General features: G+C 73.4%; 22 protein-coding genes. 8 read left to right on the top strand and 14 right to left on the bottom strand.

All coding sequences use genetic code 11. The annotated features are described in order from the left end of the window. Window positions 1-140 precede the first annotated feature (140 nt). Window positions 141-1,682, top strand: a complete 1,542-nt coding sequence (locus IE274_RS16880) for an aldehyde dehydrogenase (NADP(+)) (protein WP_190116611.1) — start codon at window positions 141-143, stop codon at window positions 1,680-1,682. A gap of 4 nt (window positions 1,683-1,686) precedes the next feature. Then, window positions 1,687-2,313 carry a DUF1349 domain-containing protein gene (locus IE274_RS16875; protein ID WP_190116610.1) on the top strand — a complete coding sequence of 209 codons (627 nt, stop codon included), beginning with the start codon at window positions 1,687-1,689 and terminating at the stop codon, window positions 2,311-2,313. A gap of 18 nt (window positions 2,314-2,331) precedes the next feature. Here the strand turns inward: IE274_RS16875 and IE274_RS16870 are convergent, their stop codons facing one another. Next, on the bottom strand, window positions 2,332-3,480 hold the full coding sequence (locus tag IE274_RS16870) for a Gfo/Idh/MocA family protein (RefSeq protein ID WP_190116609.1): 1,149 nt from the start codon (window positions 3,478-3,480) through the stop codon (window positions 2,332-2,334). A 62-nt stretch (window positions 3,481-3,542) separates the two neighbouring features. On the opposite strand from IE274_RS16870, the gene IE274_RS16865 reads away from it, so the two are divergent. From IE274_RS16865 to IE274_RS16855, 3 genes are all read left to right on the top strand, one after another. After that, window positions 3,543-3,926, top strand: coding sequence for a winged helix-turn-helix transcriptional regulator (locus tag IE274_RS16865; protein WP_190116608.1), 384 nt, complete (start codon window positions 3,543-3,545; stop codon window positions 3,924-3,926). An 89-nt stretch (window positions 3,927-4,015) separates the two neighbouring features. Continuing rightward, the gene (locus IE274_RS16860) at window positions 4,016-4,747 is read left to right on the top strand and encodes a DsbA family oxidoreductase (protein ID WP_190116607.1); all 732 of its coding nucleotides are present in this window, start codon (window positions 4,016-4,018) and stop codon (window positions 4,745-4,747) included. 112 nt (window positions 4,748-4,859) lie between these two features. Then, window positions 4,860-5,999 (top strand): aminotransferase class V-fold PLP-dependent enzyme, encoded by a 1,140-nt coding sequence (locus IE274_RS16855; protein ID WP_229909601.1) that lies wholly within the window; start codon window positions 4,860-4,862, stop codon window positions 5,997-5,999. 68 nt (window positions 6,000-6,067) lie between these two features. On the opposite strand, the gene IE274_RS16850 is transcribed toward IE274_RS16855, so the two are convergent. Beyond that, the gene (locus IE274_RS16850; protein ID WP_190116605.1) at window positions 6,068-6,607 is read right to left on the bottom strand and encodes a MarR family winged helix-turn-helix transcriptional regulator; all 540 of its coding nucleotides are present in this window, start codon (window positions 6,605-6,607) and stop codon (window positions 6,068-6,070) included. Window positions 6,608-6,772: 165 nt separating this feature from the next. On the opposite strand from IE274_RS16850, the gene IE274_RS16845 reads away from it, so the two are divergent. Continuing rightward, window positions 6,773-7,843 carry an alkene reductase gene (locus IE274_RS16845; protein ID WP_190116604.1) on the top strand — a complete coding sequence of 357 codons (1,071 nt, stop codon included), beginning with the start codon at window positions 6,773-6,775 and terminating at the stop codon, window positions 7,841-7,843. 99 nt (window positions 7,844-7,942) lie between these two features. On the opposite strand, the gene thpD is transcribed toward IE274_RS16845, so the two are convergent. From thpD to IE274_RS16820, 5 genes are all read right to left on the bottom strand, one after another. Continuing rightward, window positions 7,943-8,842, bottom strand: coding sequence for an ectoine hydroxylase (gene thpD, locus IE274_RS16840; RefSeq protein ID WP_190116603.1), 900 nt, complete (start codon window positions 8,840-8,842; stop codon window positions 7,943-7,945). A 64-nt stretch (window positions 8,843-8,906) separates the two neighbouring features. Beyond that, the gene (locus tag IE274_RS16835; protein ID WP_190116602.1) at window positions 8,907-9,308 is read right to left on the bottom strand and encodes an ectoine synthase; all 402 of its coding nucleotides are present in this window, start codon (window positions 9,306-9,308) and stop codon (window positions 8,907-8,909) included. Window positions 9,309-9,404: 96 nt separating this feature from the next. Further along, entirely contained in the window at window positions 9,405-10,676 is a 1,272-nt protein-coding gene (ectB, locus tag IE274_RS16830) for a diaminobutyrate--2-oxoglutarate transaminase (RefSeq protein ID WP_190116601.1), read from the bottom strand. A 108-nt stretch (window positions 10,677-10,784) separates the two neighbouring features. Beyond that, the gene (ectA, locus tag IE274_RS16825) at window positions 10,785-11,342 is read right to left on the bottom strand and encodes a diaminobutyrate acetyltransferase (RefSeq protein WP_190116600.1); all 558 of its coding nucleotides are present in this window, start codon (window positions 11,340-11,342) and stop codon (window positions 10,785-10,787) included. A 454-nt stretch (window positions 11,343-11,796) separates the two neighbouring features. Then, window positions 11,797-12,897: a pyridoxal-phosphate-dependent aminotransferase family protein gene (locus tag IE274_RS16820; protein WP_190116599.1), complete on the bottom strand. Its 1,101-nt coding sequence runs from the start codon at window positions 12,895-12,897 to the stop codon at window positions 11,797-11,799. A 143-nt stretch (window positions 12,898-13,040) separates the two neighbouring features. Here IE274_RS16820 and IE274_RS16815 point away from each other — a divergent pair, with 143 nt between their 5' ends. After that, window positions 13,041-14,129: an amidohydrolase family protein gene (locus tag IE274_RS16815; protein ID WP_190116598.1), complete on the top strand. Its 1,089-nt coding sequence runs from the start codon at window positions 13,041-13,043 to the stop codon at window positions 14,127-14,129. Window positions 14,130-14,228: 99 nt separating this feature from the next. Here IE274_RS16815 and IE274_RS16810 read toward each other — a convergent pair whose 3' ends face one another. Further along, the gene (locus tag IE274_RS16810) at window positions 14,229-15,701 is read right to left on the bottom strand and encodes an arylsulfatase (RefSeq protein WP_190116597.1); all 1,473 of its coding nucleotides are present in this window, start codon (window positions 15,699-15,701) and stop codon (window positions 14,229-14,231) included. Window positions 15,702-16,049: 348 nt separating this feature from the next. Here IE274_RS16810 and IE274_RS16805 point away from each other — a divergent pair, with 348 nt between their 5' ends. Continuing rightward, window positions 16,050-16,991, top strand: a complete 942-nt coding sequence (locus tag IE274_RS16805; RefSeq protein ID WP_229909600.1) for an SCO1860 family LAETG-anchored protein — start codon at window positions 16,050-16,052, stop codon at window positions 16,989-16,991. Window positions 16,992-17,184: 193 nt separating this feature from the next. On the opposite strand, the gene cobC is transcribed toward IE274_RS16805, so the two are convergent. The 6 genes from cobC to cobM are packed head-to-tail and all read right to left on the bottom strand — an operon-like array spanning window position 17,185 to window position 23,802. Beyond that, window positions 17,185-18,282, bottom strand: a complete 1,098-nt coding sequence (cobC, locus tag IE274_RS16800; RefSeq protein WP_190116595.1) for an Rv2231c family histidinol phosphate aminotransferase CobC — start codon at window positions 18,280-18,282, stop codon at window positions 17,185-17,187. Beyond that, a complete protein-coding gene (locus IE274_RS16795) occupies window positions 18,266-19,207 on the bottom strand; it encodes a sirohydrochlorin chelatase (RefSeq protein ID WP_190116594.1) in 942 nt (313 codons plus the stop codon). The genes cobC and IE274_RS16795 overlap by 17 nt, the downstream gene beginning before the upstream one ends. After that, window positions 19,204-19,824 (bottom strand): precorrin-8X methylmutase, encoded by a 621-nt coding sequence (locus IE274_RS16790; RefSeq protein WP_190116593.1) that lies wholly within the window; start codon window positions 19,822-19,824, stop codon window positions 19,204-19,206. Before IE274_RS16790 ends, IE274_RS16795 begins: the two co-directional genes overlap by 4 nt. A 5-nt stretch (window positions 19,825-19,829) precedes the next feature. Further along, the gene (cobJ, locus tag IE274_RS16785) at window positions 19,830-21,545 is read right to left on the bottom strand and encodes a precorrin-3B C(17)-methyltransferase (protein ID WP_190116592.1); all 1,716 of its coding nucleotides are present in this window, start codon (window positions 21,543-21,545) and stop codon (window positions 19,830-19,832) included. Next, the gene (gene cbiE, locus IE274_RS16780) at window positions 21,542-22,984 is read right to left on the bottom strand and encodes a precorrin-6y C5,15-methyltransferase (decarboxylating) subunit CbiE (RefSeq protein WP_190116591.1); all 1,443 of its coding nucleotides are present in this window, start codon (window positions 22,982-22,984) and stop codon (window positions 21,542-21,544) included. Before cbiE ends, cobJ begins: the two co-directional genes overlap by 4 nt. After that, complete coding sequence (gene cobM / locus IE274_RS16775) at window positions 22,981-23,802, bottom strand: precorrin-4 C(11)-methyltransferase (RefSeq protein ID WP_190116590.1); 822 nt, start codon at window positions 23,800-23,802, stop codon at window positions 22,981-22,983. Before cobM ends, cbiE begins: the two co-directional genes overlap by 4 nt. Window positions 23,803-23,809: the final 7 nt, after the last annotated feature.

The following is a 23,809-nucleotide window of genomic DNA, read 5'->3' as shown; positions in this document are numbered from 1 at the left end:
CCGACGATTCATCATCAGGGACGGTGTTCAGCATATCGAACGCCGTTGGTGAGTGGCAGCAGATCCGACGCGCGGTGAGCGGCTTGTGACCCCCGAGCCGCGGACACCGGGCCCGCACGGCAATCCTGGAGGAACCCGCGGTGGCAGCAGCACCAGTCTGGAGTGTGGACCCCCGAACCGGGAAGCGGCGCGCACAGGTCGCCGCCGAGGCCACCGCACAGGACGTCGACCACGCCGTCGCGGCCGCGCACGCGGCCCGCGCCGCGCTGGCCGACCGCACCGTCCGCGCGGCCTTCCTGCGCACCGCGGCGGACCTCCTGGACGCCGCGCAGGACGACCTGGTCGCGACCGCGGACGCCGAGACGGCCCTCGGCGCCGCCCGCCTGACCGGTGAACTGGCCCGCACCCGCTACCAGTTGCGGGCCTTCGCGGACCTCGTCGACGAGGGCGCCTACCTCGGCGTCGTCATCGACCACCCCGACAGCGCCGCCACCCCGCCCGTCCCCGACCTGCGCCGCTACAAGATCCCGCTCGGCGTCGTCGCCGTCTACGCCGCCTCCAACTTCCCCTTCGCCTTCTCCGTGCCCGGCGGCGACACCGCGAGCGCCCTGGCCGCGGGCTGCCCCGTCGTCGTCAAGGCGCACCCCGACCACCCCGACACCTCCGAGCGCGTCGCCGCCGTCCTGCGTGCCGCCGCCGTGCGCCACGACCTGCCCGAGGCCGTCGTCGGCCTGGTGCACGGCTTCGAGGCGGGCGTCGACCTGGTCCGGCACCCGCTGGTCGCGGCGGCGGGCTTCACCGGTTCGGTACGCGGCGGCCGCGCCCTGTTCGACGCGGCGGCCGCACGCCCCGTGCCGATCCCCTTCCACGGCGAACTCGGCTCCCTCAACCCGGTCGTCGTCACCGAGGCCGCCGCCGCCGAACGCGGCGAGCAGATCGGCACCGGCCTCGCGGGCTCCATGACCCTCGGCGTCGGCCAGTTCTGCGTGAAGCCGGGCCTGGTCCTCGCCCCCGAGGGCGCGGCCGGCGACCGCCTCCTGAAGTCCCTGACGGAGGCCGTCGGCGCCACCGCCGCCGGAGTGCTCCTCGACCACCGCATGCGCGACAACTTCGTCGCCGGGGTCGTCGAGCGCGCCCAACTGCCCGACGTGAGCGCCCCGGTGGCGCCCGGCGCCGCCGACGAGCACACCGTCACCGCGGGATTCCTCACGGTCCCGGCCGCCCGCCTCGCCGCCGAGGGCGCCCACGACCTGCTCCTCGAAGAGTGCTTCGGCCCGGTCACCGTCGTCGCCCGGTACACGGACGAGGCCGAGATCACGGCGGTGCTCGCCCGGCTCCCCGGCAACCTCACCGCGACCGTGCACCTGTCGGCCGACGAAGCCGCGGGGGACCCGGCGGCCGGGGGCCGCGGCGCCCGGCTCCTGGCCGAACTGACCCCGCTCGCCGGGCGGGTCCTCGTCGACGGCTGGCCCACCGGCGTGGCCGTGGCCCCCGCCCAGCAGCACGGCGGCCCCTACCCCGCCACCACCAGCACCTCGACGTCCGTCGGCGGCACCGCCATCGAGCGCTGGCTGCGCCCCGTCGCGTACCAGAACACCCCCGAGGCGCTCCTGCCGCCCGAACTCCACGACGCCAATCCCCTCGGTCTGCCGCGCCGCTACGACGGGCGCCTGGAACACTGACGGCATGAACGCCAAGGAGACCGGAAGCCTCACCCTGCCCGAACTCCCTTTCCCGCTGCGGCCGTACGGCCCCGAGGGCGACTGGAGTTACGAGAGCGGCGCCCTCACCGGCTGGGCAGGACCCCGCCAGGACCGCTTCGTGCCGCCCACCGGCGAGGCGCTCGACCCGGCGTCCGACGCGCCGCGGCTGCTCGGCGCGCCCGAGGGGGACTTCCAGCTCATCGCCCGCGTCACGGTCGGCTTCGCCGCCGCCTTCGACGCGGGCGTGCTCTATCTGCACGTGGGGGAGCGCGAGTGGGCCAAGCTCTGCTTCGAGCGCTCCCCGGACCGTCCCACCATCTGCACGGTGGTCACCCGAGGCCGCTCGGACGACGCCAACGCCTTCGTCGTGGACGGCTCCAGCGTCTGGCTGCGGATCAGCCGCACGGGCACGGCGTTCGCCTTCCACGCCTCGACGGACGGGCGGCACTGGACGTTCGTCCGCATCTTCCAGCTCGGCGACGAGCAGGCGGCCGCCGCCGCGCTCGTCGGCTTCCTCGCGCAGTCGCCGCAGGGGGAGGGGTGCGTGGTGACGTTCGAGGAGATCGAGTTCCGCCCGAACTGGCCCAAGGGCCTGCGCGACGGCTCCTGAGCCGGGCCGGTCCCGTCGTCAGAGCCTGACGCGTGTCCCGGTCGCGGCGGCCCGCTCGACGGCGTCGAGCAGCCGCTGACGCCTGGCGGCGTGCGCGAAGTCCGGGACAGTACGGGTGCCTTCGCGCAGGTCGCGCAGGATGCGGGCGTACTGGACCCCCACGTTGTACGCGGGCTCCGCACGCAGGTCGTCCAGCTCGGGGACGTCGAAGTACCGCCCGGGGACGGGTAGTTCGGCCACCACCGTCTCCGCGCCCCGGGCGCCGCGCACCGTCAGCCGCGCCTGCTGCAGATGGCCGTGGTCACCGTTCACGACCAGGTCGCCCTCCGTGCCGTTGATCTCCCAGTGGAAGTCGGTGCCCCGCGAGAGCCCGCCCCGGAAGTGCACGGACGCGACGGCGCCGGAGGCGAGCCGCCCGCTGACCGCGACCTGGTCCGCGACGGTCATCGCGGCGGCGCGCCCGCTGCCCTCCTCCCGCACCACCGGCCGCCGGGTCGCCGTCGTGGCCGACACCTCAGCGAACTCGCCGAGCACCATGGCCAGCGAGTCCACGGTGTGACCGAAGGGGATGGTGAGCATCGTGCCGCCGTTCCCCCGGTCCAGGAGATGGGCGCCGCCCGGATCGAAGGTGGGCCCCCAGCGGCGGCCCGACGCGACGAGGCTCGTGGACAGCACGTCACCGACGAAGCCGTCGGCGACGAGGTCGCGCAGATACCGCACGGCGGGCGCCGCACGCGCCTGGAGCCCGGTGAAGGTCCGCACCCCGGCGCGGGCCGCCACCGCAGCCAGTTCCCCGGCCTCCGTGACGCCGTTGCCCAGCGGCCACTCCGACAGGACGTGCTTCCCGGCCGCCAGCGCCGCCAGGATCACCTCCCGGTGCCGGGGCACGCGGACGCTCACGACGACCAGGTCCACGGCCGGGTCCGCGGCCAGCTCGGCGGCGGAGCCGTGCGCGCGGCCGATCCCGTACTTCTCGCCCGCGGCGCGGGCCGACTCCGGGGTGGAGGCGGCCAGGGCGCGCAGGTCGTAGCCGGGGAGGCGGGTGAGGGCGGGGAGGTGGGAGAGCGGGGCCCACCCGGAGCGGGCGGAGAGCCCGACGATACCGACGCCGACAGGGCCGTTCGCCGCGCTCTCTGTGCTCTGTGCGTTCTGTGCGTTCTCGATCATGCCCGGAACGTACGACCCGGCCCCCGATCACCCACAAGGGCCCCAACTATATTCTGGAAACCATGACAGCTCAGAGCCGCTTTACGCCGCCCACGGAGGCCGCGGGGCACCGGCACGACATCTACGGGCTGCTGTGCCCCGGCCGGGAGATCTTCGAACTGCTCGCCAACAAGTGGGCGGGCCTTGCGATCACCGCCCTGGAGGACGGCCCCCGGCGGTTCGGCGAACTCCGCTCCCGCCTTGAGGGCGTGAGCCCGAAGGTCCTCACGCGGACGCTGCGGCGCCTGGAGGAGTACGGCCTGGTGCGCCGCACGGTCTTCGCGGAGGTCCCGCCCCGGGTGGAGTACGAGCTGACCCCCCTCGGCAGGGGCGCCCTGGAACCCCTGGCCCACCTGCGCACCTGGATCCGCACCAACACCCACCGCTTCGGCCCCCGCCCGGGGTGACCGCCGCCGGGTGGGAATGGAACACTCCGGCCCCGGGTTGCACAGACGCGGAGGACGTCTCCGTTTCGTACGACCCGAGGAAGAACCACATGCGCGTCGAGATCTGGAGCGACATCGCCTGCCCCTGGTGCTACGTGGGCAAGGCCCGCTTCGAGAAGGCCCTGAAGGCCTTCCCGCACCAGGACGCCGTAGAGGTGATCCACCGCTCCTTCGAGCTGGACCCGAACCGCCCGAAGGGCGACACGGCGGCCGTGATCCCGATGCTGGCGCAGAAGTACGGCATGACGGAGGACCAGGCGAAGGACGCCGAGCGCCGCCTCGGCGACAACGCGGCGGCCGAGGGTCTCGCGTACCGCACCGAGGGCCGCGACCACGGCAACACCTTCGACATGCACCGCCTGCTGCACTTCGCCAAGGAGCAGGGTGGCCAGGCCGCCCAGGACCGCCTCATCGGCGCGTTCTACACCGCCAACTTCGCCGAGGAGCGCTCGGTCTTCGACGACGACGAGCGCCTGATCGCCCTCGCGGCGGACGCGGGCCTCGACGCGGCGGCGGCCCGCGGGGTCCTCGCCGACCCCGACGCGTACGCCGACGCGGTCCGCGCGGACGAGCGCGAGGCCGCCGAGCTGGGCGCGAACGGCGTGCCGTTCTTCGTGCTCGACCGGAAGTTCGGCGTCTCCGGCGCCCAGCCCGCCGAGGTCTTCACGCAGGCCCTGGAGCAGGCGTGGGGCGCGCGCTCACCGCTGACGGTGCTCGCGGAGGAAGGCGCCGACGGCGACGCCTGCGGCCCCGACGGCTGCGCGGTCCCGCCCCGCGACTGATCTGCGCCGGACGGCGGAAGCCCTGGTCAGGGCCCACGGGTAAGCATCGCTAAGCGGTACGGGTCAGGCATCCGCAATGGACCGGGCCCGGCCGAGGCGGCACAGTGACCTCATGGAGACTTCCGGCCAGGGCCCCGTCCAGACCGTCCCGACCTCCGCCTCGACCTCCGCCGCGTTCGAAGCGCTCGTACGTACCGAGTTCACCGCCAGGACCACCTACCTGAACAGCGCGAGCACCGGCCTGCTGCCGGGCCGCGCCGTCCGCGCCATGCACGAGGCGACCCTGTCGGTGGCGGAGGGCCGCCCCGCCGACATGTTCGCGGACGTGGAGGCGGCCCGCGCCGCCTTCGCCCGCCTGGTCGGAGTGGCGCCGAGCCGGGTCGCGGTGGGCGCGTCCGTCGCCGTGTACAGCGGTCTGGTCGCCGCCTCGCTGCCGGCGGGCGCCGAAGTCCTCACCGCCGAGGGCGACTTCAGCTCGACGGTGAACCCCTTCCACGTACGCGGCGACCTGAAGGTCCGTACCGTGCCGCTGGAGCGGATCGCGGAGTCCGTGCGCCCGGGCACCGCCCTGGTCGCGGTGTCCGCGGCCCAGTCGGCGGACGGCCGGATCGTCGACCTGCCCGCGCTGCGCGCCGCGACCCGCGGGCACGGCGCCCGCCTCTACCTGGACGCCTCGCAGGCGACGGGCTGGCTGGACCTCGTCGAGCACATCGCCGACGTGGACTTCCTGTCGTCGGTGGCCTTCAAGTGGCTCACCTGTCCGCGGGGCGTCGCGTTCTTCGTGGTCCCCGACGGCCCGGAGGACCCCGGCGCGCCCGCGGCCTTCGGCGGTGTGCCCCCGCTCTTCGCGGGCTGGGTCGCGGGCGAGCGTCCCTGGGACAGCTGCTACGGCCCGATCACCGAACTAGCCCGCTCCGCACGGCGGTTCGACGAGAGTCCGAGCCTGTTCGCGTACGCGGGCGCCCGGCACTCCCTGGCCGTGATCGAGGAGCTGGGGGTGGCCGCGATCCGCGCCCATGACCTGGCGCTCGCGGACCGCTTCCGCGCCGGTCTCGCGGCGCTCGGCCACGAGCCGGTGGCCGCGCCCGGGTCGCCCATCGTGTCGGTGCCCGGACTGGGTTTCCGCCAGGCGGAGTTGAGCGCGGCGGGCATCGAGGTGTCGGACCGCGCGGGCCAACTGCGGGCGGCCTTCCACCTGTACAACACGGAGGCCGACGTGGACCGGCTCCTGGAGGCTCTCGGCGAGAGCTGAGGAGCCGGGGCGGGCCGGAGGGCCGGGACCGGGGCGGGCTGAGGCCGCCCTGCCCCGGACCCGCTGCCCTACCCGCGCAGCGCCTCCCGCCGCGCCTCCTCCGGGCAGTCCGCCGTCTCCACGCAGAGGTTGGTCTCGACCCGGGTGAGCAGCCGGGCCAGCTCCGTCCGCTCGTCCGGGTCCAGACCGGCGAGGGTGTGGTCCTCCAACTCGCCCCAGGCGCGCCGCACTTCGGTGAGCAGCCCGCAGCTCGAATCGGTCGCCTCGACGAGCACGGCCCGGCGGTCGTCCGGGTCGGGCCGCCGCCGTACGTGCCCGGCCTGTTCCAGGCGCTGCAGCATCTTGGTGACCGTCGACGGGTCGAGGTCGACGACCTTGATCAGGTCGGACTGGCGCACCGGGCCCGTGTCCCACAGGTGCATCATCACGAATTCCTGGCCGGGGTAGAGGCCGAGCCCCTTCAGGAGCTTGCCCGCCGCGATCCGGTGCAGCCGGGCCACCCGGCTGATCACCATGCTGGCCGGCCCGTCCTGGGCGGCCAGCGGCAGCCGCTCGATACACGCGGGGTCGGCCTGCGCGGCCCCCGCCGTCCCTGTGTCGGCCTTCATCGCAGCTCCTGCCCTTCGCCGGTCCGGCGCTGTCCGCCGTCGCCATCCTCCACCAGTGTCGTCCTGGTTCCCTCCAGAGATTAACTTGGTCGGCCAAGGAATGCGCTACAGTGGCTCGCGGTTGAATTACTTGGCCGACCAACCTTCGTACGCCCTGGAGCTGTGATGACCACCGCATTCGACCCCATCGACCTGCACGGCGTGTCCCTCACCAACCGCATCGCCCTGGCGCCGATGACCCGCAGCCGGGCGGGCGCGGGCGGCGTCCCCACCGACCTCGTCGTCGAGTACTACGCCCAGCGCGCCAGCGCCGGCCTGGTCATCACGGAGGGCGTGCAGCCCTCCGCCGTGGGCCAGGGCTACCCGGACACCCCGGGCCTGCACAGCGCCGAGCAGATCGCGGGCTGGCGCAAGGTCACCGACGCCGTGCACGCCGCGGGCGGCCTGATCTTCGCCCAGCTCATGCACGCGGGCCGCATCGGCCACCCCTCGCTGCTGCCCGATGGACTGGTGAACGTCGGCCCGTCCCCGATCGCCGCCGAGGGGCAGGTCTACACCCACGAGGGACCGAAGGACTACATCACGCCCCGCGAGCTGACCGGCGACGAGGTGCGCGCCACCATCGGCGAGTTCGTGGCGGCGGCCCGCAACGCCATCGAGGCGGGCTTCGACGGCGTCGAGCTGCACGGCGCCAACGGCTATCTGATCCACCAGTTCCTCGCGCCGGGCTCCAACCAGCGCACCGACGAGTGGGGCGGCTCCCCGGCGAAGCGCATCCGCTTCGCCGTCGAGGTCGCCAGGGCCGTCGCCGCCGAGATCGGCGCCGACCGCACGGGTATCCGCCTCTCGCCCGGCAACCCCTTCAACGGCATCCACGAGCCCGACCCGGGGGAGGCCTACCTCGCCCTGGTGGCGGAGCTGAACGCCCTCGGCCTCGCCTATCTGCACATCATGGAGGTCGGTGAGATCCGCGAGCTGACGCAGGCGCTGCGCAAGGAGTTCAGCGGCACGTTCATCCTCAACCCCGCGACCGAGGGTCCCACCGGTCACGACGACCTGGCCCTGATCGAGGAAGGCACCGCCGACCTGGTCTCCTTCGGCTCCCTGTTCCTCGCCAACCCGGACCTCCCGGCCCGTCTGAAGACCCGCGGTCCGTACAACACGCCGGACCAGTCCACGTTCTACGGCGGCGACGCCAAGGGCTACACGGACTACCCGGCGCTGCGGTCTGCGTGACCCGGTATCCCGCGAGCGGAAACGGCGACGGCGGTGGCCCGGCACCGGAGAAGGTGCCGGGCCACCGCCGTCGGCCGTGCGGCTCAGCGCGTCAGGACGTCACCCCACCGGTGTGAAGTCCCTGGCCCCGATGTACTCGGGCCGCCGCACCGGCGCCGCGAACGGCTCGACCGCCGCGTTCTCCACGCTGTTGAAGACGAGGAAGACGTTCGAGCGCGGGTAGGGCGTGATGTTGTCGCCGGAGCCGTGCATGGCGTTGCAGTCGAACCAGGTCGCCGAGCCCGCCTCGCCGGTGAACAGGCGGATGCCGTACTCCCCGGCGAGCTTGGTCAGCGCCTCGTCGGACGGCGTGCCCGCGTCCTGCATCTGCAGCGACTTCTTGTAGTTGTCCTTCGGCGTCGCGCCCGCGCAGCCGAGGAACGTCCGGTGCGAGCCGGGCATGATCATGAGCCCGCCGTTGGTGTCGTGGTTCTTCGTGAGCGCGATCGACACCGACACGGTCCGCATGTTCGCGAGGCCGTCCTCGGCGTGCCAGGTCTCGAAGTCCGAGTGCCAGTAGAAGCCCGACGCCCCGAAGCCCGGCTTGACGTTGATCCGGGACTGGTGGACGTACACGTCGGAGCCGAGGATCTGGCGGGCGCGGCCCACCACCCGCGGGTCGGCGGCGAGGCGGCCGAAGATCTCACTGATCTTGTGCACCTCGAAGATCGACCGGATCTCCTGGGAGCGCGGCTCGACGATGGAGCGCTCGCTCGCGCGCATCGCCGGGTCGTGGACCAGCCGCTCCAACTCGGCGTGGTACTCCACGACTTCCTCGGGCGTGAGCAGTTGCTCGATGGCCCGGAAGCCGTCGCGTTCGAACCCCGCCAGGTCCTCGCCGGTGAAGGGCCCCGGCGTACCCGGCGCGGACCACACCACGGGGTCCTTGCGCTCGATGAGGACCTCGTCGGTGCCTCGGGTCGGGTACAGGTCGGCGGTTCGTCCGGGTGCGGTGGTCATGGTGTTGCCTGCCTCTCCTCTCACGTACGGCCCTGTCCGGGATGTCTCTTCCGTCAGCGGCGGATCACGCCTCCGGCTCGGTGAGCAGCGGGTACACGCCGTTCTCGTCGTGGTCCTCGCGGCCCGTCACCGGCGGATTGAACACGCACAGGCAGCGGAAGTCCTCCTTGATGCGCATCGTGTGCTTCTCGTGCCCGTCGAGCAGGTACATCGTGCCCGGCGTGATGGTGAAGGTCTCGCCGGTCTCGTCGTTGGTCAGCTCGGCCACGCCCTCGGTGCAGACGACGGCCTCGATGTGGTTGGCGTACCACATGCTCGTCTCCGTACCGGCGTAGAGCACGGTCTCGTGCAACGAGAAGCCGACGCGCTCCTTGGCGAGCACGATGCGCTTGCTCTCCCAGGTGCCCGACGCGGCCTTGACGTGCCGGTCGGTGCCTTCAATGTCCTTGAACGAGCGGACGATCACGGTCAGTCAGTTCCTCTTCTGTGCGTGTTTCTGTGCGTGCTGTCACGGGTGCGGTACGCGTGGGTACGCGGCCGGGGGCGCGGCGCGGGCGTCCGCTCAAGCGGTCTCGCGGACCGCGCGGGCGAGCGTGCGCAGGCCCTCGTCCAGCTCGTCGGCCGTGATGGTCAGGGCCGGGAGCAGCTTGACGACCTCGCTCTGCGGGCCGGACGTCTCGATGAGCAGGCCGAGTTCGAAGGCGCGCTTGGCGATGGCGCCCGCGCGGTCCTTGTCACGGAACTCGATGCCCCACACCATGCCGCGGCCGCGGTACTCCTCGATGGCGTCGCCGTTCTCGTCGGCGATGGCGACCAGCGCCTGCTCGATCTGCTCGCCGCGGGCCTGGGTCTGCTTCTCCATCGCCGAGCCGTCGGCCCAGTAGGTCTCCAGGGTGGCGGCGGCCGTCACGAACGCCGGGTTGTTGCCGCGGAAGGTGCCGTTGTGCTCGCCCGGCTCCCACACGTCGAGCTCCGGCTTGAAGAGCGTGAGCGCCATCGGCATGCCGTAGCCGCTGATGGACTTGGACACCGTGACGATGTCCGGCACGATGCCCGCCTCCTCGAAGGAGAAGAACGCGCCGGTGCGGCCGCAGCCCATCTGGATGTCGTCGACGATCAGGAGCATGTCCTGGCGGCGGCACAGGTCGGCGAGCGAGCGCAGCCACTCGGCGCGCGCGACGTTGATGCCGCCCTCGCCCTGCACGGTCTCCACGATCACCGCGGCGGGCTTGTTCAGGCCCGAGCCCTGGTCCTCCAGGAGCCGCTCGAACCACAGGAAGTCCGGCATCGAGTCGTCGAGGTAGTGGTCGAAGGGCATCGGCGTGCCGTGCACCAGCGGGATGCCCGCGCCCGCCCGCTTGAAGGCGTTGCCGGTCACCGCGAGCGAGCCGAGCGACATGCCGTGGAAGGCGTTGGTGAAGGACACGATCGACTCGCGGCCCTTGACCTTGCGGGCCAGCTTCAGCGCGGACTCCACCGCGTTGGTGCCCGTCGGGCCCGGGAACATGACCTTGTACGGCAGGTCGCGCGGGCGCAGGATCAGGTTCTGGAACGACTCCAGGAACGCGCGCTTGGCCGTCGTCGACATGTCGAGGCCGTGCGTGACGCCGTCGCGCTCCAGGTAGTCGATGAGGGCTCGTTTGAGGACCGGGTTGTTGTGGCCGTAGTTGAGCGAGCCGGCCCCGGCGAAGAAGTCGAGGTACTCATGGCCGTCCTCGTCGAACATGCGGCTGCCCTGCGCGCGGTCGAAGACGGTGGGCCAACCGCGGCAGTAGCTGCGCACCTCCGACTCCAGGGTCTCGAAGACGCTCAGGTCGGGCTGGGTGATGGTCACAGCGGATCTCCTGGGAGATGGATTGGTCGTGCGGGGTTCTGAGTGGACTGGGACGGCGCCAGGGGCATGTGACGGTGCGTCAGGCCCACGGGCGCGGCTGCCGGCCGGTCAGCGGAAGAGTGGCGCGATGTCGTACAGGACCTCGGGCTCGTGCCCGCCGTCGTCGCCGGGGAACAGGGCCGCGTCGAACAGCACGGTCCGCTCGACGCGCGCCCCGTGCCGCTCCGCGAAGGAGGTGAACAGGCGCTCGGATGCGGTGTTGCCCGGCGTGATGGTCGTCTCCAGGGCGTCGAACCCGTGCCGGTCCGCGACCTTCGCGGCCAGGCCGTCGAGCAGCGCACCGGCGAGGCCCCGGCCACGCTGCGCGTGGTCGACGGCCACCTGCCAGACCACCAGGGTGCGCGGCTTGTCGGGGCGGATGTAGCCGGTGATGAAGCCGACGGTCTCGCCGCCGGTGTCCCTGGCCACGACGGACGTCGCCGCGAAGTCGCGACACCACAGCAGGTAGCTGTACGAGGAGTTCAGGTCGAGGACCTTCGAGTCGCGGGCGATCCGCCAGATGGCGGCGCCGTCGGCGACCTCCGGGGTGTCGAGCCGCAGGCCCTCGGGCATTTCAAGGAATTTCGCTTGCAGGTCGGTCGGTAGATCGGCTTGTGCAGCGGTCATGCGGATTGAATTTACCGAGCAATTTCTGGGATTGCATCGGGGGAAGGGGTTACGCGCGGCGCTCTCGTGTGTTATCACGCAGGCGCGGGCGCCCGCATGAATCGCTGGGGTTTTGTGACGGTATCGACGGATTTACTTCCGACAAAACGGGCTTGCTGTGGAGTACGTCACAGCCGTGTAATCTCGATGAGACGTGCCCGAATTACGGTGGTTGGTGCTGGCGAAACCTTTGTGTTTAGGGCCTCGGAAAGCGGGCAGAAGAATACGGGAAGCTGCACTCATAAAGAATTCATGAAAGCGCACGGGGAAATTGCCCTGGAGCGCTTTATCGCAGTGCGTGAATCATGATTTCGGCAGACGCCGGACGGGCTGTCCCGTTCATGGTGCGGCGGGCTCGAAGAGCCCGTCCGGCGCTTGAGGACGAGCGCGGAGCGCGATCGGCGCTCAACCAGGCCTACGCCCAGGTGTCGGTGACGGCGCGGCGGGCGGCCTCCAGGTCCACGCCGAGCCCGACCTCGCCCATCGCCGCACCCAGCGCCGCCAGTGACGCGTGCACGACGCCGCGCGTCGCGTCCGGACCGTAGTGGTTGACGCGGATCATCTCCTTGGCCAGCGCGCCACCGCCCGCGACCAGCGGAAGCACCGGATCGGCGGCCAGCGCCCGCGCGACCAGGTCGGCGGCGTCCACGCCCCGCGGGGCCCGCAGCGTCGTCGCGACCGGCGCGGCGTCCCCGGCCTCGTACACATACGGCTCCAGACCCCCGCCGAGCGCCAGGGCGCCCGCGCGCGTCGCCGTCGCGGCCGTCGCGTGCCGCCCCATCAGGGCGGTCAGGCCCTCCGCCTCGATGCGCTCCACACACGCCTCCAGGGCCAGCATCTCCAACTGCGCCGGGGCGTGCAGGAGCGCCTTGCGGCCGCCGTCGATCCAGCGCTCCTTCCAGTCCAGGAGGGAGAGGTACGAGCGGCGCGGCGCCTGCGGGTTCGCGGCCATGCGCTGCCAGGCGCGCTCGCTCACCGACACCGCCGAAACCCCCGCCGGACCGCCCATCGCCTTCTGCGCGCCGATCACGCACAGGTCCACGCCCCACGCGTCCGGCAGCAGCGGCTCGGCGGCCACCGACGCCACCGCGTCCAGCATGAACAGCGCGCCGTGCGCCCGCACGACCTCGCCGATCCCCGCCACGGGGTTGGTGTTGCCGGTCGCCGCCTCCGCGTGCACCAGGGACACGAAGTCGATGTCCGGGTGCGCGGCGAACGCCTCCTCGACCTGCGCGGCCGTCACCGCCGTGTGGAACGGCACCGCCAGGTCCACGACCGTCGCGCCGCAGTCCCGCAGCCAGTTCCCGAACGTCTGCCCGTACGGGCCGGTGATCACGTTCAGGGCCTTCGTGCCGGGCCTGGCGGCGCCCCGGATACAGCCCTCCAGGGGCAGCAGCGCCTCGCCCTGCATGATCACGACGTCCTGCTCGGTGTCCAGGAGCCGGGCCACCCGGTCCTCGATGGCGGCGAAGTGCGCGGCGCCCAGCGGCGCCAGGTCAAGGAAGGGGTGAGTCACGCTGCTGCTCGCTTCGGTAACGGGGTCTCTACGGCCGGTCGGTGAGGCGGCCGCGGGCCCGGGCCCGCGCCCCTCGCCGTCGAGCGTACCCACCGCCCGAGTCAGCCCTGTCGCCTCCCACGCTGCTGTCTAAGCTGGCGGCCATGAGCGAACGCGCGGTGCTGCACGTGAAGGGGCGGGTGCTCGTAGGGCCCGAGGACGTCCGCGACGAGCTGTGGGTGGTCGGGGGGCGGGTGACCTACCGGCGGCCCGCCGCCGGGGACGTGGAGACCGTCAGCGGCTGGGCGCTGCCCGGCCTCGTCGACGCCCACTGCCACGTCGGCCTCGACGCCCACGGGCCCGTCGCGCCGGACGTCGCCGAGAAGCAGGCCCGCACCGACCGCGACGCGGGCACCCTCCTCCTGCGCGACGCGGGTTCGCCCTCCGACACCCGCTGGATCGACGACCGCGAGGACCTGCCCAAAATCATCCGCGCCGGCCGGCACATCGCCCGTACCCGCCGCTACATCCGCAACTACGCCCACGAGATCGAGCCCGACGACCTCGTCGCCTACGTCGCCCGCGAGGCGCGGCGCGGCGACGGCTGGGTCAAGCTCGTCGGCGACTGGATCGACCGCGACGCCGGGGACCTCACCGCCTGCTGGCCCCGCGGGGCCGTCGAGGCCGCCATCGCCGAAGCCCACCGGCTCGGCGCCCGCGTCACCGCCCACTGCTTCGCCGAGGACTCCCTGCCCGACCTCGTCGAAGCCGGGATCGACTGCGTCGAGCACGCCACCGGGCTCACCGAGGACACCATCCCCCTCTTCGCCGCCCGCGGCGTCGCCATCGTCCCCACCCTCGTCAACATCGCCACCTTCCCGCAGCTCGCCGACGGGGGCGAAGCCAAGTTCCCGCGCTGGTCCGCCCATATGCGGCGGCTGCACGCCCGGCGCTACGACACCGTCCGCGCCGCCTATGACGCCGGCGTCCCCGTCTACGCCGGTACCGACGCCGGCGGGTCCCTCGCCCACGGGCTCATCGCCGGGGAGGTCGCCGAGCTCACCAAGGCGGGCATCCCGCCCGTCGACGCGCTTTCCGCCGCCGTGTGGCGTGCGCGGGACTGGCTGGGGCGGCCCGGGCTCGTCGAGGGGGCTCCGGCTGACCTCGTCGTGTACGGGGAGGATCCGCGGGCCGATATGCGGGTGCTGGCGGCGCCTTCCGCGGTGGTGGTGAACGGGAGGGTGGTGGGCTGAGGCCGGGGGCCTTGCCGGGGGCTCCCCAATCCCGCCCCTTCCCGAACCCGGGGGCTGCCGCCCCCGGACCCCCGCTGATCGGCGCTTCGCGCCTCGTCCTCAAGCGCCGGACGGGCTGATACTCACCGGCACATTCTCTAGCCCCTCCGGCAGGACCTCCAACGGCGCGCGCCCGGGGCGCAGGGCGCCGTCCGTGACGTAGCCCTCGGGGCGGCCCGTCAGCTCGGAGGTGAGGCGGGTGCGCCAGCGGGCCACCGACGCGGGGTGGGACGGGTCCAGGTCGTAGCGCTCCTGGGGGTCGGAGACGAGGTCGAAGAGCTGCTCCCGCCCGGACCCGGAGAACCACACATACTTCTCGCACCCGTCGGTGAGCCACTGCATGGACTCCCCGAAGAGAGCGTGCTCGCCGTGGAGCCAGGGCCGGGGCGAGGGAAGCGGCTCACCCCGCGCCGCCGGGAGCAGGCTGTAGCCGTCGAGACCGTCCGGCACGGGCAGGCCCGCACACTCCAGCAACGTCGGCATCACGTCCCGCAGTTCGGCGAGCGCGGAGGACACCACCCCGCCACGGGGCAGCGCACCGGACGGCCCGGCGAGCAGCAGCGGCACCCGGGCCGACCCCTCGTACGGATAGGCCTTGCGCCACAACCGGTGCTCGCCGAGCATCTCGCCGTGGTCGGAGGTGAAGCACACCCAGGTGTCGTCACCGAGCCCGAACTCGGCGAGCGCGGTGAGGAACCGGTTGATCTGCTGGTCGATGTGCGCCATGTGACCGTAGTAACCGGCGCGGGCGCGATGGGCGGTCTCGGCGTCGTACGAGGCGTAGTTGGCGTCGGCGCGGCTGTCGTCGCGCCAGTGGGCGAGGGCGTCGGCCCAGTCACCGACGACGGGTTCGGAGAAGGGCGCCCGCAGGAACTGCTCGAAGGCCCAGGCGGGCGGATCGTAGGGCGGATGGGGCCGGTGGAAGGAGAGGTGGAGGAGGAAGGGGGAGGTGACGTCGCGCCGGTAGAGGAAGTCGATGGCTTCGGTGACGACCCAGTTGGTGGGATGCAGCCGCTCGGCCCGCGCCCAGGGCCGGGCCACGACGCTGTTGCAGTCGAGTCCGGTGTCGGCGTAGTCCGCCCCGGCCCGCTCGCCGGGCTGCCGTTCGAGCCAGGAGAGGTAGTCGTCGTGGAAGCGCGGGTCGACGCGCCGGTCCCGGGCGGCGTGCAAGTACCCGTCGTGGAGGGTCACTTCGTCGAATCCGATGCGATTCCGCTCGGGGAAGGCGTGCAGCTTCCCGATGGCCCGCGTCTGGTACCCGTGCCGCCCGAACTCCGAGGCCAGCGTGACCGGGTACTCCCACGGCACGCCGTCCCGGTAGCCGGTGCGGCGGTGCGAGGTCTGCGCGAGGCCGGTGTGCAGGGCGGCGCGGGCCGGGATGCACGACGGCACGGCGGAGTACGCCTTCTCGAACCGGGCGCCGCGCCCCGCGAGCTGGTCCAGGTACGGCGTGCGGACCACGGGGTGCCCGGCGGCGGACAGGCAGTCGCCGCGCCACTGGTCGGCGGTGATCAGGACGACGTTGCGAGGCATGCGGCTCCTGTTGACGGAGAGTGACGCGACGGGGTCCGGCTCGTTGTACGTAACTTTGCCTCGGCCCCGGCTGTCAACGTGACGATCACGCTTGTCACCGGCACGTGCGGGATGCGCGAGGCCAGAGGGAACGTCCGTGCCGATGGATTCGAATGCATCGGCGGAAACCTCTCCTTGGGGTGAACTCACGCCACGTTGCTGACTGTTCACTCTCAGTGCGTAAAGATTCCGGGAGTCGGGAGGGCGCCGCCAGGCGCACTCCGGCTTCCCCGGTGCCGCGCGCACGCGATGTCCCCGTGTGGCGTGCGCGGTCGGTACTTCCGTGACTCAAGTGAGGGTTCCACCACCTTGACCAGCAACACCTTCCGCAGACTGCCCGCGCGCCGCATCGCCGCGATCGCCGCCGCCACCGCCGTCGCCGCGAGTTCCGCGGCGCTCACCACCGCGGGCACCGCGCACGCCACCGACGACCACCGCGGCGGCCGCGCCGACGCCGTGGTCCTGCGCACCGGCCTCAACGTCTCCCTGCTCAACAAGACCGTGAACCTCCCGCTGAACGCCGCCCTCAACGAGGTGTCCGCGCCCGCGAGCGCCCAGAAGACCGCGCTCACCGCCACGTTGGACGGCGTGGAAGGGGGCCGCCCCTTCAACGTGCTGCGCGCCGACGTCGCGACCGCGCGGGCCACCGTCAAGGGCGGCACCGCCGAGGGCTACAGCAACATCGCCCGCGCGAAGGTGCACCTGCCCGGCCTGCCGACGCTGCCCCTCGTCGAGGTCGACCAGGTGACGTCCAAGGCCCGGTGCGTCTCCGGCAAGCGGCCCGTCGCCGACTCCAAGCTCCTCGGCGGCGTCACCGTGCTCGGCAAGCGCGTCGCCGTGAAGGCCGTGGGCACCACCCAGGTGTCCGTCCCCGGCGTCGGCGATGTCCGCCTCGACCTGTCCTCGACCCGCACCACGTCCCGTACGGCCGCCGCGGTCGCCCTGCGCCTCAAGGTCTCCGTGGACCCCCTGAAGCTCGGCGTCGCGGCCGTCGACGGCACCGTCACGCTGGCCGGTGCCCACTGCACCACCCCCGGCCCCGGTCCCAAGCCCCTCCCCGAGCCCCAGAAGGCGGGCCCCGCCCCCCAGGGCAAGCCCGCCGAGCCGGTGGTCGCCAAGAAGGAGGCCCCCGACGACAACCTCGCCGAGACCGGCGGTAGTTCCTCCACCCCGTACGTGGCCGGGGGAGCGGTCGCCCTGGTTCTCGCCGGAGGTGGCGCCCTGGTGCTGGCGCGCCGCCGCCGCGGCTAGGGCGGAACCTGGCCGGGGGCTCCCCAGTCCCGCCCCTTCCCGATCCTGGGGCTCCGCCCCAGACCCCGCTCCTCAAACGCCGGAGGGGCTAGAGATAGCCTGTCCGGCGATTGAGGACGAGGCGCGGAGCGCCGATAGCAGGGGTCCGGGGGCGCAGCCCCCGGTTTCGGGAAGGGGCGGGGTTGGGGAAGCCTCAGGGCCCGACGGCCAGCACCCCCCGCACGGCCCCCAGAAACGCATCCGTCGTCCCCCGGTCCCGCACCGCCACCCGCAGCCACTCCGCCCCGAGCCCCGGAAACGTATCGCCCCGCCGCACGGCGAACCCCCGCTCCCGCAACCGCTCCCGCACCACAAGACCGTCCGCGACCCGCACCAGGACGAAGGGCCCCGCCGCGGGCCCGGCCACCGACACCCCCGGCAACTCCCCGAGCCCGCCGACCAGATACCGCCGCTCGGCGGCCACCCGGTGGGCCACATGGCCCGCCTCCGCGAGCGCGCGCGGCGACACGCACGCCTCCGCCGCGGCAAGGGCGGGCGACGACACCGGCCACAGCGGCTGCGCGCGCGACAGCTCGGCGACGACCGCCGGGTCGGTGAGGACGTAGCCGATGCGCAGCCCGGCGAGCCCCCACGTCTTGGTGAGGCTCCGCAGCACCACGAGCCCCGGCACGTCGACGCGCCCGGCGAGGGCCTCCCGCTCGCCCGGCACGGCGTCCATGAACGCCTCGTCCACGACGAGGACCCGCCCCGGCCGGGCGATCCTGACGATGTCCGCGGCGCGGTGGAGCACGGAGGTGGGGTTCGTGGGATTGCCGATCACGACGAGGTCGGCGTCCTCGGGCACCAGCCCCGGATCGAGCCGGAACCCGTCCTCGGGCCGCAGCAGCACCCGCCCCACCGCGTGCCCGGCATCCCGCAGCGCGGCCTCCGGCTCGGTGAACTGCGGATGCACCACGACGGGCCGCCGCACCCGCAAGGCCCGCGCAAGGAGCACGAACGCCTCGGCGGCTCCCGCCGTGAGCAGCACCCGCTCCGGCGGAACCCCGTGCCGCGCCGCCACCGCGGCCCGCGCCGCCCGCCCGTCGGGGTAGGCGGCGAGGCCGTCCAGGGACGCGGCCACGCACTGCTTCAGCCACGCGGGCGGCGTACCGGCACGGACATTGACGGCGAGGTCGACGAGAGCACCCTCGCCCCGCACCTCCACGTCCCCGTGGTGCCGCAGGTCGACGTCGGGCGGCGCAGCGGCCGCCGCCGAGCCGTCGGCCACCCCGGCCTCAGTGGGAGTGCGCATGGCTTCCGTGGTGGTCGTGACCGTGCCCGTGGCCGTGCCCGTGGTGATGGTGCCCGTCGTCGTCGGGGTGGAAGTGCGGCTGCTGCGGCAGTCCCACCTTGTCCTCGAAGCCCGGCAGCGCCACCCGGTACACACAGGTGTCGCAGTTCATCCGCAGATCCCCGCCCACGGCCTCCCGGTACCGCTCCATGACCAGCTCGACCAACTCCTCCTCGGGGCCGATCACATCGGCGGACCGCACCTCGACGTCGGGGTGCGCGGACGCCCAGCCGTCGGTCTGCTGCCGCACCCGGTCCGGCAGGATGCCGGTGAACAGGAAGTACGGCAGGACCACGATGCGCCGCGCGCCCAGCGCCACGCACCGGTCGAGCCCCGAGGGCACGTCCGGCGCCGCGAGCGACACGAACGCGGTCTCCACACCCGCGTACCCGCGCCCCTCCCACAGCAGCCGCGCCGCCTTGAACACCTCGGAGTTGGCGTCGGGGTCCGTCGAGCCGCGCCCCACCAGGAGCACGGTGACATCGGCACGGTCCTCCGGCGTGCGCACGGAGTCGCCGAGCGCCTCGTCGAGCCGCCGCTCCAGGACCTTCAGGATCGAGGGGTGCGGACCGAGCGGACGGCCGTAGGAGTACGAGATGCCGGGGTGCCGCTCCTTCTCGCGGGTCAGCGCGGCCGGGATGTCGCCCTTGGCGTGCCCGGCGGACACCAGCATCAGCGGCACCGCAGCGAACCGTTTCGCGCCCCGCTCGACGAGTTCGGTCACGGCTTCGCCGAGCGGCGGCGGCGACAGCTCGATGAAGCCGCCCGCGACCGGCAGTTCGGGGTTGCGGCGCGCCAGCTCCGCGACGAAGTCGCGGAAGGCGGCGGCGCCTGCCTCGTCGCGGGTGCCGTGGCCGGCGATGAGCAGTGCGGGCGGGGTGGTCACTTGTTCTCCTCGGGTCGGATCCCGGCGCCCGGCGCCGGGGGGTGGTACAGCAGGGCGTTCAGAGCGGCCGACGCGACCGCCGAACCCCCCTTCTCGGACACGTTGCTGACGGCGGGAAGCCCGCTCGCGCGGAGCGCCTCCTTGGACTCGACGGCGCCCACGAAGCCGACCGGCAGGCCGATCACGAGCGCGGGCCTGGCGTCGAGCAGCAACAGTTCCTCCAGGGCGGTGGGCGCGCAGCCGATCACCCAGAGCGCGCCGGGACCGACCTGCTCGTACGCGAGCCGCACCGCGTGCGCCGAACGCGTCAGCCCGGCAGCGGACTTGGCGTCCTTCAGACGGCACACCGTCTCGCGCCGAGTGATCCCGGCCGCGACCATCTCCACGTCCACGACGACGGGCGCGCCCGCGTGCAGGGCGGCGTGGCCGCGTACCAGCGACTCCTCGTCCGTCACCAGGTCCGCCGCGTAGTCCAGGTCCGCCGCGGAGTGGATCACCCGCTCCACGACGGCGCGCGTCAGCGGCGCGAAGTGCGAGGTGTCGAGCCGGGACCGCAGCCGCCGGAACGACTCCTGCTCGATGGGATGCACGACACGAGCCGCCGGTCCCTGGCCCATGGCGCTCACACTCCCTGCCAGCGGTAGCCGCGCGGCGTCACCATGCGGCCCGCGATGGCGCGGGTCGCGGTGTTGCCGACGGTCACGACGGTCATCATGTCGACGCTGTCCGGGTCGAGCGCGGCCAGCGTGGTCAGGCGCACGCTCTCGTCGGGGCGCGAGGCGTTGCGTACGACACCGACGGGCGTCGACGCCGCGCGGTGCTCGGCGAGCAGCGCCAGGGACTTGGGCAACTGCCAGTCCCGGCCGCGGCTGCGCGGGTTGTAGAACGTCACGACCAGATCCGCCTCGGCCGCCGCGCGCACCCGGCGCTCGATGACCTCCCACGGCGTGTGCAGGTCCGAGAGGCTGATCGACACATGGTCGTGGCCGAGCGGCGCCCCGAGCAGCGCACCGGCGGCGAGCGCGGCCGTCACTCCCGGTACGCCGACGACGTCGATGTCGTCCCCGGCCTCGGCGAGGGCGGGCGACGCCATCGCGTACACCCCCGCGTCCCCCGACCCGATCAGCGCCACGGCCCGCCCCTCGCGGGCCTCGGCGACAGCGGTCCGGGCCCGCTCCTCCTCGGCCCCGAGGCCGGACTCGACCACCCGTGTCCCCGGCCGCAGCAGATCCCGGATCTGATCCACGTACTGATCGAGCCCCACGATCACGGAGGCCCGCCGCAGTTCGTCGCGGGCGCGGGGAGTGAGCAGGTCCCGGGCACCGGGGCCGAGGCCCACGACGGCGAGGCGTCCGCGCGCGGGCCGCCGCACCACGGCGCACGTGGCCATGGCGGGCCTGCCGTCCGCGCGCTCCGACTTCCGCTTGGGCACGACGAGTTCACCCCCGCCGTGCAGCGCCGCCGCCTCGGCGACGGACGGCGTCCCGACGGCGGCGAGCGGCGCCCCCGACGGATTCGGCACGTCGACCCCCGCCAGCTCCGCGGCGCCGTACGTCACCAACGGCACCCCGAGCCGCGCGGCCGCCTCGACGATCCCCGGCTCGTCCCGCTTGGCGTCGACGGTCGCCAACTGCCCTACGCACAGGGCGGAAAGACCGGCGCCCTGGAGGGAGTCCCGCACCAGCTCGAGCACCTCGTCGACGGGTGCGCCCTTGCTGGCGCCGACGCCCACGACCAGTGACGGCGGCCGCAGGGTGACCTCGCGGAGCGAGGGGGTGTGGGTGCGATCGGAAACGCGCACGGTGGCCCGCTCACGGCTGGGCACAGCCTCGGTCTCCGGCGGCGTCACATTCGACGGAAGGGCGGGCAGGGGCCAGGACAGCTCCGCCTCCAGGGCGACGGCCTCCCCGTCCAGCACGGCCCGGGTCACCCCGGCGACATCGCCCTCCACGGGGAACCCGAGCGTGTCGAGCCCCGGCACGGACACCGCGTCCGTGGCGGTCGTGATCACCGGCTCGGCCCCGAGCACCTCCCCGGCCTCCCGCGCCAGCGCGTTCGCGCCCCCCGCGTGCCCGCCCAGCAGGGCAACGGCGAACCGCCCGCCCTCGTCGACGCACACGACCCCGGGGTCGACCCCCTTCCCGGCGAGCAGCGGCGCGGCCAACCGCACCACGGCCCCGGTGGCGAGGAAGCACACCACCTGCTCGCACTCGCGGAACGCCCGCTCGAACGCCTCCCGCACGGGACCTTCGTACACCCGCGTACGCGCGGGCCAGGCGTCGGCGAGCCGTGCGCGCGCACGCCCGCCGGCCTCCGTGGCGGAGATCAGGCCGATCACTGAACTGCTCCTTCGTTCAAGGAAGTTGATGCTTCGGGGACCGTGGACGCGGACGCGGACGCGGACGCCGACGACGCGCCGCCCGACCCGCCCCGGGTACCCCACAGCAGGAACACCGGATTGGTGGCGGCAAGCCGGGTGACCTCACCCGGCAGCGGCGCGAGCCGCGAGGACTGCAACAGCACCCCGTCGCAGTCGAACCCGGCACCGAGCAACGCACCGCGCACCGCGGGCACCCGGTCGACCGCGGCCAGCGAAACGACGACGGCCCGCCGGGCCCGCCGCGCGCACGCGGTCACGATGGCGGGCAGCTCCCGCCCCCCGCCGCCGATGAACACGGCGTCGGGGTCGGCGAGGTCGGAGAGCACGGTGGGCGCCGCCCCGTGCACGGCGAGCACGTCGACCCCGTGCGCGGCGGCGTTGGCACGGATGCGCTCGACGCCGTCGGCGGTCTTCTCCACGGCGGTGGCGGCCGCGCCGAGCCGCGCGCACTCCACCGCGACGGAGCCGGAGCCCGCGCCGATGTCCCACACCAGGTCGCCCACGCGCGGCCCGAGCCGGGCGAGCGCGAGCGCCCGCACCTCGAACTTGGTGATCATCGAGTCCCGGTGGGCGAACTCCTCCTCGGCGAGGGCCCACCGGTCGGGCCCGGGCCGCGGACCCGCGACGGTACGCGCGGCGGTGGGGACCGCGCGCTCCTCGTCGAGGCACAGCACGACGCTGACCGCGGTGCCCCAGTCACGGGCGGCGGCCGCGGCCGGGGTGACGCGTTCGACGCGTTCGTGCTTCGGGTCGCCGAGGGCGGTGGCCACGACGAGTGTGCGGGTCGCCGTGCGGCGGGCCAGTTCGGCGCCCAGCTCGGCGGGGCCGCTGCCGGGTCCGGTGAGGACGGCCACTTTCGGGTGGGCCCGGCAGGCGTTCACGGCCGTACGGAGGTCGCGGCCGTGGGCGCTCACCACGACCGCGTCGTCCCAGGGCAGGCCCGCCCGCGCGAACGCGGCGGCCGCCGAGGAGACGCCGGGGCGGACGTCCAGGGCGTCCGGGCCGAACCGGTCGGCCAGCGCCCGCACTATGCCGAAGAACCCGGGGTCTCCGGAGGCGAGGACGACCACCCGTGCCGGGGCCGTGGTGGCCGCCGATCGGCCTCCGGACCCGTCCTCGATCGCCGGACGGGCTGCGCACGCACCGCCGTCGGCCGCGAGGTGCCGCTCGACCGACACGTCCTGCTCGACCGAAGAGTCCCGCCCGATCGAAATACACCGCTCGATCGCCTTCAGCGCGGGCGCCAGCGGTCCCAGGACCACCCGCTCCACGCCTTCCGGAACCTCGGCCGCCGCCAGATGGCGGCGGCCGCCCACGACGAGGGCGGCGTCCCGCACGGCCGCGCGGGCGGCCTTGTCCAAGCGCGCCCCCGTCCCCGTACCCACGACCGTGATCACGACCGCGGCCTCTCCGCGCGCAGGGCCGCGCGGGCCTCGGGGTCGGCCTTGCGGAAGCCGTGGAAGTGGCCGGGGTGGTACAGGTGGGAACGGGTGCCGTGGGCGCCGAGGGCGGGGCCGACCAGGAACAGGGTGTGCTTCCAGAGGCGGTGTTCCTTCACCGTCTCCTCCAGCGTCTCGATGGTGCAGGTGAGGATCAGCTCCTCGGGCCAGGTGGCCTGGTACGCGACGACGACGGGCGTCGACGTCGGGTAGCCGCCTTCCAGGAGCTCCCGCACGAGCTGGCCGCTGCGTGCCGCCGACAGGAACAGCGCCATCGTCGTGCCGTGCCGCGCGAACTCCCGAACCTCCTCGCCGGGCGGCATCGGCGTCTTGCCGCCGCCGAGCCGGGTGAGGATCACGGACTGGGCGACCTCGGGGATGGTCAGCTCGCGCCCGGCGAGGGCCGCGACGGCCGAGAACGACGAGACACCCGGCACGATCTCCGTCTCGACGCCGAGCGCGACGCACCGGTCGAACTGCTCCTGCGTACCGCCCCACAGCGCCGGGTCCCCGGAGTGGATCCGCGCGACCTTCAGGCCGTCCCGGGCCGCCCGCTCGTACACGGCGACGACGTCCTCCAGGGACAGCGCCGCCGAGTCCAGGATCTCGGCGTCGTCGCGGGCGTGCTCCAGGACGTCGGCCTGCACGAGGCTGGCGGCCCAGATCACCACGTCGGCGTCCGCGATGGCGCGCGCGGCTCGGAAGGTCAGCAGGTCAGCGGCGCCGGGCCCGGCGCCGACGAAGGTCACCTTGCCGGTGGGGACGGCGTCGGCCATGGGGGAG

This window comes from Streptomyces flavofungini, from assembly GCF_014650815.1.
In the GTDB taxonomy this organism is placed as follows: domain Bacteria; phylum Actinomycetota; class Actinomycetes; order Streptomycetales; family Streptomycetaceae; genus Streptomyces; species Streptomyces flavofungini.
The sequence above is the reverse complement of the archived record's forward strand: the minus strand, read 5'-3'. Positions and strand labels throughout refer to the sequence as shown.